General features: G+C 68.2%; 13 protein-coding genes. 11 read left to right on the top strand and 2 right to left on the bottom strand.

Annotated features, from left to right (window positions below; all coding sequences use genetic code 11):
- Positions 1-147 precede the first annotated feature (147 nt).
- The 3 genes from ACZ6I3_RS31785 to ACZ6I3_RS31775 all read left to right on the top strand — a co-directional run bounded on the left by ACZ6I3_RS31785 (position 148) and on the right by ACZ6I3_RS31775 (position 3,340).
- The gene (locus ACZ6I3_RS31785) at positions 148-1,152 is read left to right on the top strand and encodes a HesA/MoeB/ThiF family protein (protein ID WP_469419316.1); all 1,005 of its coding nucleotides are present in this window, start codon (positions 148-150) and stop codon (positions 1,150-1,152) included.
- A gap of 106 nt (positions 1,153-1,258) precedes the next feature.
- The gene (locus ACZ6I3_RS31780; protein WP_469419315.1) at positions 1,259-2,584 is read left to right on the top strand and encodes an ABC transporter substrate-binding protein; all 1,326 of its coding nucleotides are present in this window, start codon (positions 1,259-1,261) and stop codon (positions 2,582-2,584) included.
- 9 nt (positions 2,585-2,593) lie between these two features.
- Positions 2,594-3,340 carry a class I SAM-dependent methyltransferase gene (locus ACZ6I3_RS31775; RefSeq protein ID WP_469419313.1) on the top strand — a complete coding sequence of 249 codons (747 nt, stop codon included), beginning with the start codon at positions 2,594-2,596 and terminating at the stop codon, positions 3,338-3,340.
- A 105-nt stretch (positions 3,341-3,445) separates the two neighbouring features.
- Here ACZ6I3_RS31775 and ACZ6I3_RS31770 read toward each other — a convergent pair whose 3' ends face one another.
- Positions 3,446-4,147 carry a DUF5324 family protein gene (locus ACZ6I3_RS31770; RefSeq protein WP_469419311.1) on the bottom strand — a complete coding sequence of 234 codons (702 nt, stop codon included), beginning with the start codon at positions 4,145-4,147 and terminating at the stop codon, positions 3,446-3,448.
- A 353-nt stretch (positions 4,148-4,500) separates the two neighbouring features.
- On the opposite strand from ACZ6I3_RS31770, the gene ACZ6I3_RS31765 reads away from it, so the two are divergent.
- Together ACZ6I3_RS31765 and ACZ6I3_RS31760 are read left to right on the top strand one after the other, a co-directional pair.
- Positions 4,501-5,028, top strand: a complete 528-nt coding sequence (locus ACZ6I3_RS31765; protein ID WP_382839091.1) for a peptidylprolyl isomerase — start codon at positions 4,501-4,503, stop codon at positions 5,026-5,028.
- A 136-nt stretch (positions 5,029-5,164) separates the two neighbouring features.
- Positions 5,165-6,055: a rhomboid family intramembrane serine protease gene (locus tag ACZ6I3_RS31760; protein WP_469419310.1), complete on the top strand. Its 891-nt coding sequence runs from the start codon at positions 5,165-5,167 to the stop codon at positions 6,053-6,055.
- A 256-nt stretch (positions 6,056-6,311) separates the two neighbouring features.
- On the opposite strand, the gene crgA is transcribed toward ACZ6I3_RS31760, so the two are convergent.
- Complete coding sequence (gene crgA, locus ACZ6I3_RS31755) at positions 6,312-6,566, bottom strand: cell division protein CrgA (RefSeq protein ID WP_399022117.1); 255 nt, start codon at positions 6,564-6,566, stop codon at positions 6,312-6,314.
- Positions 6,567-6,705: 139 nt separating this feature from the next.
- Between crgA and ACZ6I3_RS31750 the strand changes: the two genes are divergently transcribed.
- From ACZ6I3_RS31750 to ACZ6I3_RS31725, 6 genes are read left to right on the top strand one after another with little or no spacing between them, the layout of a single operon-like run.
- A complete protein-coding gene (locus ACZ6I3_RS31750) occupies positions 6,706-7,488 on the top strand; it encodes a DUF881 domain-containing protein (RefSeq protein ID WP_469419309.1) in 783 nt (260 codons plus the stop codon).
- Positions 7,489-7,511: 23 nt separating this feature from the next.
- On the top strand, positions 7,512-8,189 hold the full coding sequence (locus ACZ6I3_RS31745) for a class E sortase (protein ID WP_469419307.1): 678 nt from the start codon (positions 7,512-7,514) through the stop codon (positions 8,187-8,189).
- Positions 8,190-8,206: 17 nt separating this feature from the next.
- Complete coding sequence (locus ACZ6I3_RS31740) at positions 8,207-8,404, top strand: hypothetical protein (RefSeq protein ID WP_189727378.1); 198 nt, start codon at positions 8,207-8,209, stop codon at positions 8,402-8,404.
- The gene (locus tag ACZ6I3_RS31735) at positions 8,401-9,039 is read left to right on the top strand and encodes an aminodeoxychorismate/anthranilate synthase component II (RefSeq protein ID WP_189727159.1); all 639 of its coding nucleotides are present in this window, start codon (positions 8,401-8,403) and stop codon (positions 9,037-9,039) included. The genes ACZ6I3_RS31740 and ACZ6I3_RS31735 overlap by 4 nt, the downstream gene beginning before the upstream one ends.
- Complete coding sequence (locus ACZ6I3_RS31730; protein WP_469419304.1) at positions 9,036-10,214, top strand: class E sortase; 1,179 nt, start codon at positions 9,036-9,038, stop codon at positions 10,212-10,214. Before ACZ6I3_RS31735 ends, ACZ6I3_RS31730 begins: the two co-directional genes overlap by 4 nt.
- Before the next feature lie 14 nt (positions 10,215-10,228).
- The gene (locus ACZ6I3_RS31725) at positions 10,229-10,981 is read left to right on the top strand and encodes a class E sortase (RefSeq protein ID WP_469419302.1); all 753 of its coding nucleotides are present in this window, start codon (positions 10,229-10,231) and stop codon (positions 10,979-10,981) included.
- The last annotated feature ends 91 nt before the right edge of the window (positions 10,982-11,072 follow it).

Below are 11,072 nucleotides of genomic sequence, written 5' to 3'. Positions count from 1 at the left end.
CCCCCCCCCCCCCCCCCCCCCCCCCCCCCCCCCCCCCCCCCCCCCCCCCCCCCCCCCCCCCCCCCCCCCCCCCCCCCCCCCCCCCCCCCCGCTCCGTGCATCCCTGAGTGGTATCCGCTTCCTGCTTCGAGGATGTGTTCGCGCGCTATGCGTGTATGGCTGAACCCGGCCTGGCAACTGGAATCGGCCGACGGCACGGTGACGTTCCAGGGCGAGAAGAAGAAATACGTCCTCGACGATGGCGAGGGCACCGTCAGCCGGCTGCTGGAAGCCCTCGAAGGCGGCTGCGACAACGAAGCCCTCGAAGCGCTGACGCGCCATGATCCCGCATGCGCGGGCCTCGTCGGAGCATTAAGGAAACGCGGCCTTCTCATCGAGTCGCCCTCGGGACCCGCGGGCGACGACAGCGTCCATGCCCGGCAGTGGGGGCATCTGGCGCTGCACACACACCGCCCTGACGAGGCACAACGCCGCATCTGCGGCGCCAAGGTCATGGTCATGGGCGTCGGCGGCACCGGCAGCGTGATCCTCCAGCACCTCATCGGAGCCGGCGTCAGGCGCTTCGTCCTCGTCGACGCCGACAAGGTCCAGCTGAACAACCTGAACCGCCAGTTCACCTTCCCCGTGGCAGCCGTGGGAGAACCCAAACTGGAGGCGGCCCGCACCTATATCAGGGACCGTGTGCCGGACGCCGACATCTCGCTCGTCGACCGGTTCGTCCGATCGTCCGCAGAAATCGGCGAAGTCCTGGAAGCGCATGCGGACGTCGATGTCGTCGCCGTGTGCATCGACCAGCCGATCGGCAGCATCTCCGATGCCGTGGCCGCAACGGCCTGGAGCCGGAATGTGCCCTCCATATTCGGCGGTGTGGGCATGCAGCGGGGCTTCTACGGACCGCTCTTCGCCCCGGGAAAATCAACTGTCACCCCGGAGCAGCTCGCCTTTCCGGTGCGCGCCGACGCCGCGCCGGAGAATGATGCCGGGAACCTCCGGAGCACGCGCTATTCCTTCGGCCCCAACAACACCATCATCGGTGCCTGGATGGCCGCCGCGATCATTCATCACCTTGCGGGCATTACCGAACTCGTCGAATACGACGCGCGGAAAATCATTGATTTCGAAACCGGTCATATCATCGACCAGGCCTCATAAGCGGGCGCTCGGCATGCTCTGGTCAATGCTTTGAGTGGCTGTACCTCGCCCTAGCGGCACGGTTCGCGCCAAAAACGCAGCAGTATCGCGCCAAAGGGGAAGCGGCATGTCCAAGCCGATCCGAGTGGAAACGGACCTGATTCCGTCGGGCCTCTACGGCGCCGCCGACGACTGGACCGCCCTGACGATCACGCGCCAACTCACCCGCCCGCTCTTCGCGGAAGGCCCCGACCGCACCCTGACACCAGGCCTGCTCCACCACCCGCTCCGCCTGGACGAGAAGCGCTGGGACCTCGCCCTGCGGCCCGGCGCGCAGTGGTCCGACGGCCGGCCGATCCACGCGCGCGACATCGCCCGCCACATCGCGGCAGTCGCCAAGCAGGCCGGCCCCTTCGCCTGGCTCGTGTCGCTCATCTCGCAGATCCAGCCCCTCGACCCCGACCGGCTGCTGCTCACCACCCGCCACCCCGTCGGCAACCTGCCCGCACTCCTCGCCAACCCCGTCTTCGGCCCCCGGCACAGCGACCCGGCCGTCACCAGCGGCGCCTACACCCCGGCCGACAGCCCACCCGGCGAAATCCGCCTGCGAGCCACCGGCCCCTGGCCCGACGTCACCTACGTCCTGTCCTCCGGCGCCGAACACGGCCAGCGCCTCTACGACCGAAGAGCCATCGACATCACCTGCCCGACGACGTTCCCCGTGCCCCGATGGGCCCACCGCGCCGACCACCCGGACCTCCAGGTCGACGACCTCGACATCGCCGTCGCCCTCCTGCCACCGACCAGCATGGCCGCAGAACAGAAGGAGGCCGTCGCGGCCGCCCTCGACCGGCAGGACCTGTCCCGCAGACTGCACGGCGCCCTCACCCCGCTCGACTCCCTCACCGGCCTGTGGAACCCCCACCGCCCCACCGCACCCGCCCGCCCGGCACACGAACTGTTCCCGACGGCCGGGCGCACCCCCGCCCGCCTGGTCTTCCCGGACTTCTCACCGAACCGGGAGACGGCCCGCATCCTCACCGACCAGATAGGGCAGAACACCGGACTCACCCTCCGGCCCGAGGCCATCGACTACCGGGCCTATCTCACCGAGCTCCACACCACACACCGCGAAGACTTCCGCCTCGTGCTCATGGCCTCACCCTGGCCCGACCCGGCTGCCCTCCTGCTCCCCTTCACCCGCCGCCCAGCAGACCGGCTCCCCGGCGGACCCACCTCCGCCTTCAAGGACCTCGTGCACCGGGCCCTCGCCGCGGACGACCTCCAGGACCGGCTCGCCCACTGCGCCCAGGCCGAACAACTGCTGAGCGCGACCGGCGAAGTCTGCCCGTTCGGACGGCTCAGGTCGGCCACCCGGCTCCGCGTGAAGAACTACGTCAGCCCACCGTCCGGCTGGGCCGACCTGTCGCTGTGCGAACCCCCGCCAGACTGAGGACAAGCGATGGCAAAGATCAATTACCTCAAGGTCAACGAGCAGTACTGGGACTCCAACAGCGAGCTCTACCACGACGCCCACCCCGAACACTTCGACGCCGACCGGCACCCCTCCTGGGGCATCTGGCACCTGCCCGAGAGCGACCTCAAGATCTTCACCGACGACCTCCCGGCCGGCTCCCGGATCATCGACCTCGGCTGCGGCATCGGACACGACACCACCGGCTTCGCCCGCGCCGGCTACCAGGCCTACGGCGTCGAACTCTCCGCCGCCCAGCTCTCCCGTACCCCCGGCGACGAAGCCGCGGGCTTCGTCCAAGCCGCGGCGGAGCGCCTGCCGTTCCGCTCAGAAGTCTTCGACGCGGCCTTCTGCGACCACGGCGCGTTCGACTTCTCCCCACCCGGGCGCCTGCTCCAGGAAGCCCACCGCGTGCTCCGCCCCGGCGGCATCCTCGGCCTGTGCACCTACTCCCCGCTCCTGCAGATGTGCTTCGACCACCAGAGCGGCACGGTCGGCGAGCGCCTCGCGAACCCCTACGGCGACGCCCGGATGCAGTACGGCGGCGACGTCGTCGTCTTCCACTCCACCTACGCCCAGTGGATCGACATGTTCCGGGACTGCGGATTCTCCATCGAACGACTGGTGGAACCCACCGCCCCGGCCGGCGGCGCCACCTACTTCAAAGAAGCCCTCGACCGGAACTGGGCCGAGAAGTGGCCGGCGGAAGTGGTGTGGAAGGTACGCAAAGTCTGAGCTTGTTTCACGTGAAACAGCACGGCGGGGCGGGAGACCCCGCGGCCGGCTCTCCAAGCCAAACCCCGAGTCTCCCGCCCCGCCGTGCGGCTGCCCCGGCGGCCGTCAGGAACGGTCGTCGCGCTGAGCGGCCTCTTCCTCCGCCTGCTTGGCCTGGACCTCCGGGTCCAGGACCGACTGGCCGCTACCGTCCACAGAGGACAGCCGACCCGACTCGGGCACCTCCGTCGCGGCAGGCGGCTCCACCAGCCAGTCCGGATTGGCCTGCTTGTCCCACCACTTCCAGGCGGCGAAGGCACCACCGGCGAGAGCACCCAGAATCGCCAGCGTCTTCACAGCACGGCCGGCCCTCGCCCGCCGCTCCTGCTTGCGCACCAGCTTCTGGATCTCCTTCGACGAGACCTGACCACGCAGCGCGGCCATCGCGGCCACACTCCGGGCCGCGGCCTCCGTCGTGACGGGCCCGGCCGCGGCCATCGCCTGCTCAAGCCTCGGCCGTGAGTACTCCGCCGCCTGCTTTGCGGCCTTGCGCGTGCGGACGGCGGCGTCGTGGGCGGCCTGGTCGACCTTCGGCGGCACATGCGTACGGGCCTGCTCCAGATACGGCTGCACATGGGCGCCGTACTGAACACGTGCCTGTCCGGCGGCCTGGGTCACCTTGGGCGCCAGCCGTACGCGTGCCTCGTGTGCGTAGTGCGTGGCCCTGTCCTTGGCCGTGTCGGCGTAGGGCGCCACCACTTCCGCGGCGTGCAGCACGCTGTCCTTCGCCGAACCGGTCGCGGCGCGCACGCTGTCGATGCGGGTCACGGGTTCCTCCTCCTCGGTGGCGTACGGTATTTCGACTTTCCACCCTTTTACGGATCATGCCTCCGGGAGCGCCGCCAGGCATGCGCGGACGGGCATCCGGGTCACGGGAAACGGCCCCGGGCCATCTCAGGTCGAAAGCAGATCACGTGCAATAGCGGATGAACCGGGGGCAACAGGAGCTTGTCGTCGACAATGCCACGGATCGCCGCCCCGCGCCCCCGCCCCGGGACGACTCGACCGGTTTTCCGCAACCGATCGGCCCTGTTTCCCCCAGGCGAACGGAGGTCAGGCGACGTGGAGCCCCGTCCGTGCGAGGATCAGGGAGTCACGGAAAGACAACGGAAGGCAGGATCGTGGCTGAGCAGCTCTACGCCACCCTGAAGACCAACCACGGCGACATCGAAGTCCGGCTTCTGCCGAACCACGCCCCCAAGACGGTCAAGAACTTCGTCGAGCTCGCCCAGGGCGAGCGGGAGTGGACTCACCCCGAGACCGGGAAGAAGTCCACGGACAGGCTCTACGACGGTACGGTCTTCCACCGGGTGATCAGTGGCTTCATGATCCAGGGCGGTGACCCGCTGGGCAACGGCACCGGCGGTCCCGGCTACCAGTTCGAGGACGAGTTCCACCCGGACCTGCGCTTCGACAAGCCCTACCTGCTGGCCATGGCCAACGCCGGCCCGGGCACCAACGGCTCGCAGTTCTTCGTCACCGTCTCCCCGACGGCATGGCTGAACCGCAAGCACACCATCTTCGGCGAGGTCACCGACGCGGCGAGCCAGAAGGTCGTGGACACCATCGCCACGATCCAGACGAACCCGCGCACCGACCGCCCGGTCAACGACGTGATCATCGAGTCGGTCGTCATCGAGACCCGCTGAGCACGAAGGCCCCCACAGGGGAACCAATCGCCCCGCTCGTCCGTAAGGATGAGCGGGGCGGGGCTTTTCCCACCACGGCCTTCACGACCCACGGCCTCCACCACAGACCCACGGCTTCCACGACATAGGGGATCTCATGGACGACCAGGCCGCGGGCAGCCCGCAGGACGCCCACAGCGTCCCCATGTGCTACCGCCACCCGGACCGCGAGACCGGCATCCGCTGCACCCGCTGCGAGCGCCCGATCTGCCCCGAGTGCATGGTCAACGCCTCCGTCGGATTCCAGTGCCCCGAGTGCGTCCGCAGCGGCTCCGGCACAGGCCACGCACCCACCGCCGCCATGCCCCGGACGATCGCCGGCGGCGCGATCGCCTCCGACCCCCGCCTGCTGACCAAGATCCTCATCGGTATCAACCTGGCGGTGTTCATCGCCGTCCAGGTCCGCGAGTCGATCCTCACCGACATCGTCCTGCTCGGCGCCTGGCCGCCGGCACCCTTCACACCCACCCAGGGCGTGGCGGGAGGCGAGTGGTACCGCATGGTGACCTCGATGTTCACGCACCAGGAGATCTGGCACATCGCGTTCAACATGCTCAGCCTGTGGTGGCTAGGCGGCCCGCTCGAAGCAGCCCTCGGCCGTGTCCGCTATCTCGCGCTCTACATGGTCTCGGGCCTCGCGGGCAGCGCCCTGGCCTATCTGCTGGCCTCCCCGACCACGGCCACGCTGGGCGCCTCCGGCGCGATCTTCGGCCTCTTCGGCGCCACGGCCGTGCTGATGCGCCGGCAGAACTACGACATGCGGCCGATCATCGCGCTGCTGGTGATCAACCTGATCTTCACCTTCAGCCCGGGCTTCAACATCTCCTGGCAGGCCCACATCGGCGGCCTCGTCGCGGGTGTCGTCGTCGGCTACGCCATGGTCCACGCCCCTCGCGCGCGCCGCGCACTGGTCCAGTACGGCACCTGCGCGCTGGTCCTCGGCGTGGTCGTCCTGCTGACCCTCCTGAGGACGGCGCAGCTCAGCTGAGCGTGATGTTGTCCACAGCGGGTGGCGAATCTTGTGCACACGGTGCGGGAACACATGTGCCCCCTGTCACCGACCTGCGTTTCCGCAGGTCAGGCAGGGGGCGAACATGTTTTCGAGCTGCGGTACTTCCGTCGTACCGGCGTCAACACTCAATGAGTTATCCACAGATCGTCTTTTCTTTTCCACCTGTGGATAACTGCTGTGGATAACTCAGCGAACAGCCCTGGGCAGAGCTGCGTTCACCGTTTGGCGACCGCTACTTCCACTGGGTGGAGACACCGAATCCGGCGGCGATGAAGCCGAAGCCGACCACGATGTTCCAGTTGCCCAGGGAGTCGATGGGCAGCGAGCCGTCGGTGACGTAGAAGACGACGATCCAGGCCAGGCCCACGAGGAACATGGCCAGCATGACGGGCGCGACCCAGGAACGGTTGGTCAGCTTGATGGCCGTTGCCTGCTTCGCCGGCGGCGGCGTGTAGTCGGCCTTCTTGCGGATACGTGACTTCGGCACGAGGGTCTCTCCTGTCGATGCGCTGCGTGGCCGCGCAGGGATCTGGGTCTGGCTCGGGGCAGCGTAAGGGGACTCTGAGTGCTCCCCCGGTCGTCCGTTAGCGTAGTGCTTCCGTGGCGCCGAAGGAGATAAGGGTACGTTGAGCAATTCTGCCGACTCCCCCGGGACGGGATCCACCCCTGAGCGCGCGCGCCGCTTCCGGCCCGTGCGAATCCTCACGGCGGCCGTCTTCGCTCTCGCGGGTCTGATCTTCTTCACCAGCTTCAACACCGCCAAGGGCACCAACATCCGAACGGACAGCTCCCTGCTGAAGCTGTCCGACCTCATCCATGAGCGCAGCCGTGAGAACGGCGAGCTGGACGAGACCAACGGCACCCTGCGCAAGGACATAGAGGCGCTCGCCGAGCGCGACGACGGCAGCACCAAGGCGGAGGACGACAAGCTCGCCGCCCTGGAGCAGCGCGCGGGCACCCAGAGGCTCAAGGGCGATTCGCTGACGGTCACCCTGAATGACGCCCCGCCGGACGCCACCGCCAAGCTGCCCGGCTATCCCGAGCCGCAGCCCGACTTCCTGGTGATCCACCAGCAGGACCTTCAGGCCGTGGTGAACGCGCTGTGGCAGGGCGGGGCCAAGGGCATCAAGGTCATGGACCAGCGGCTGATCTCCACGAGTGCGGTGCGCTGTGTGGGCAACACCCTGATCCTCCAGGGCCGCGTCTACTCGCCGCCGTACAAGATCACGGCGGTGGGTGACCCGGGCAAGCTGCAGAGGTCGCTCGCGGCGTCTCCGGCGATCCAGAACTACATGGTCTACGTCAATGTCTACGGGCTCGGCTGGAAAGTCGAGGAGAACGGGCCGGTGACTCTTCCCGGCTACTCGGGCACAGTGGATCTGCACTACGCGAAGCCCGTGGAGCAGTAGGAGCGAGGCCGGGGGAGCTGCCGGTGCGCGTGATCGTCAGGACCGTCAGCGAACTGTGCATCACCGTCGGCAGCGTGATCGTGCTGTTTGTCGTCTATGTGCTGTTCTGGACGGGTGTGAAGGCCGACCATGTCATGGACGACCAGATCGAGCTGCTGCAGCGGGAGTGGTCGAAGCCTCGTCCGTCGGCCGAGGGCTCCCCTGCGAGTCCGCAGAGGCCGGCGCCCTACGCCAAGGGCAGGCCTTTCGCGATCATGTACATCCCGCGTCTTGGTTTCACGTGGAACAAGCCGGTGCTCGAGGGCACCGCGACCGGCACCCTGAAGAAGGGTCTCGGGCACTACGCGGACACCGCTCAGCTGGGGCAGAAGGGGAACTTCGCGGTTGCCGGCCATCGCCGCACCTACGGCGACCCCTTCAAGGACTTTCCCAGGCTGCGGCGCGGCGATGCGGTGGTGGTGACCGACGGCGCGACATGGTTCACGTATCGGATCGACAAAGGCCCGTACAAAACAGTGCCCTCGGACATCGAGGTGATCGACCCTGTTCCACGTACTTCCGGGTACACGGGTCCGGGCCGGTATCTGACGCTGACGACGTGCGAACCGGAATGGGGTCACAGTCATCGTCTGATCGTCTGGGCGCACCTGGACTCCACCCAGCCTGTGGAGGCCGGGAAACCTGAGGCGTTGCGCCGTTAGTCTGGTGGCTGTACGGCGTGGGTCTGGTGCCGTGGTACGACGGAAGGGACGGCATGTACGGCTGGGTCTGGCGGCATCTGCCGGGGAACACGTGGGTGAAGGCGCTGATCTCACTCGCCCTGGTCGTGGCCGTGGTCTACGTCCTCTTCCAGTTCGTCTTCCCGTGGGCGGAACCGCTGCTGCCCTTCAACGATGTGACGGTGGACAACCAGTGAGCGCGCGCATTCTCGTCGTCGACAACTACGACAGCTTCGTCTTCAACCTGGTCCAGTACCTGTACCAGCTGGGTGCCGAGTGCGAGGTCCTGCGCAACGACGAGGTGTCGACGGCGCACGCGCAGGACGGCTTCGACGGTGTTCTGCTCTCCCCGGGTCCCGGTACTCCGGAGCAGGCGGGCGTCTGTGTGGACATGGTCCGGCACTGCGCCGCCACGGGTGTCCCGGTCTTCGGTGTCTGCCTCGGTATGCAGTCGATGCAGGTGGCGTACGGCGGTGTCGTGGACCGTGCGCCCGAGCTGCTGCACGGGAAGACCTCGCCGGTGGAGCACGCGGGCAAGGGCGTCTTCGCGGGTCTGCCCTCGCCCTTCACGGCGACGCGTTACCACTCGCTGGCGGCCGAGCCGGCCACGGTCCCTGCCGAGCTGGAGGTCACGGCCCGGACGCACGACGGCATAGTGATGGGCCTGAGGCACCGGGAACTGCCGGTCGAGGGTGTGCAGTTCCACCCGGAGTCGGTGCTGACCGAGCACGGGCACCGGATGCTGGCCAACTGGCTGGTGGAGTGCGGCGACCAGGGCGCGGTGGCGAGGTCGGCCGGGCTCGCCCCGGTGGTGGGCAGGGCCTCGGCGTGACCGCGCTGCGCCCCGAGCGTAAGTCCGACACCTCGTACGGGCAGCAGTCGTACGGGGCGCCGGGTGCGTTCGAGGACTGGTCGGGCTCTGGGGCGTACGGTGCTTCCCCGCAGCCGGAACCGCAGCCCGGCCCGCAGTCGCAGCCGTACATGCCGGAGCCGGGGCCGGATCCGTACGCGGCGTCGTATGAGCCTCTTCCTGAGGAGCCGTACCTGCCTCCGGTCGACGAGGAGACGGTGGCGTTGCGGATACCGGATCCGCCGCCCGCGGCCGGTGACTCCCTGGCGGCCTCTCCGGGCTCCTCCGCCTCGCGGCAGGACGGACCGGCCCACGGTGGCCGTGCGGCCCGCAGAAAGGCAGCCAAGCGCCGTCACGGGCGCCATGGCGGCGCTCCGGACGCTCGCCCGGCTCAGGAGGAGTCGGCTCAGGAGGAGTCGGCTCGGGAGGGTCGGCGGGCGCCGCTGTCACGGGTGGAGGCGCGGCGGCAGGCGAAGGCGCGCAAGCCGGGCGCGGCGGTCGTCGCCAGCCGGGCGATCGGCGAGGTGTTCATCACGACCGGTGTGCTGATGCTGCTGTTCGTCACCTACCAGCTGTGGTGGACGAACGTGCGGGCGCATGCGCAGGCGGGCAGCGAGGCCAGCAGCCTGCAGGACGACTGGGCGAGCGGCAAGCGCAAGCCGGGGGCCTTCGAGCCGGGGCAGGGCTTCGCCATCCTGCACATCCCGAAGCTGGACGTGGTCGTGCCGATCGCCGAGGGCACCAGCAACAAGGGTGTCCTGGACCGGGGCATGGTCGGGCACTACGCGGACGGCGCGCTGAAGACCGCGATGCCGGGCGACAAGAGCGGCAACTTCGGGCTCGCGGGGCACCGCAACACCCATGGAGAACCGTTCCGGTACATCAACAGGCTCACGCCGGGTGATCCGATCGTCGTGGAGACGCAGGACGAGTACTTCGTCTACAAGATGGCGTCGATCCTGCCGGTGACCCCGCCGAGCAACACGAGCGTCCTGAAGCCCGTGCCCACCGGGTCGGGATTCACCGGGCCCGGCCGTTACATCACGCTGACCACGTGCACGCCGGAGTTCACCAGCAAGTACCGGATGATCGTCTGGGGCAAGATGGTCGAGGAACGGCCGCGCAGCAAGGGCAAGCCGGATGCGCTCGTCAGTTAAGGGCAGATGAACCAGTGGCAGCGACCACCGACACGGACCACGAAGAGCACATCGGCGCGCCCGCGTCACGGCCGGCCGCGGCACGCCGCCGGCCCGGACCGATCGCCATAGCGGTCAGTGTCTTCGGCGAACTCCTCATCACCGCGGGCCTGGTCCTCGGGCTGTTCGTCGCCTACTCGTTGTGGTGGACGAACGTCGTCGCCGACCGCGCGGCCGGCAAGCAGGCCGACAAGGTCCGTGACGACTGGGCTCACGGGCGGGGCGGTCCGGGTGTGCTGGACACCAAGAACGGCATCGGGTTCCTGCATGTGCCGGCGATGAAGAACGGCGAGGTCCTGGTCGAGAAGGGCACGTCGAACAAGATCCTCAACGACGGGGTCGCCGGCTACTACACCGACCCGGTCAAGTCGGCGCTGCCGATGTCGGGGAAGAACGGCAACTTCTCCCTCGCGGCCCATCGTGACGGCCACGGTGCCCGGTTCCACAACATCGACAAGATCAAGAAGGGCGACCCGATCGTCTTCGAGACGAAGGACAAGTGGTTCGTCTACAAGGTCTACGACATCCTTCCCGAGACCTCGAAGTACAACGTCAAGGTCCTGTCCGAGGTCCCGAAGGAATCGGGGAAGAAGAAGCCGGGCCACTACATCACCCTGACGACCTGCACGCCGGTGTACACGAGCACGTACCGGTACGTCGTGTGGGGTGAGCTGGAGCGGGTCGAGAAGGTGGACTCGGACCGGACGCCGCCGGAGGAACTGGGCTGACTGCCTTCTCACGGGGAGGTCGTTCGCTAGCATGACGGAGGCCCGAAGCCGCAACCTTTCTTTGCGGCTTCGGGCCTTTTGTCGTGGTCCG

The sequence above is a fragment of the Streptomyces sp. NPDC041940 genome (genome assembly GCF_055589465.1).
Note: the sequence above shows the minus strand (reverse complement) of the source record. Positions and strands in the feature narration are given on the sequence as shown.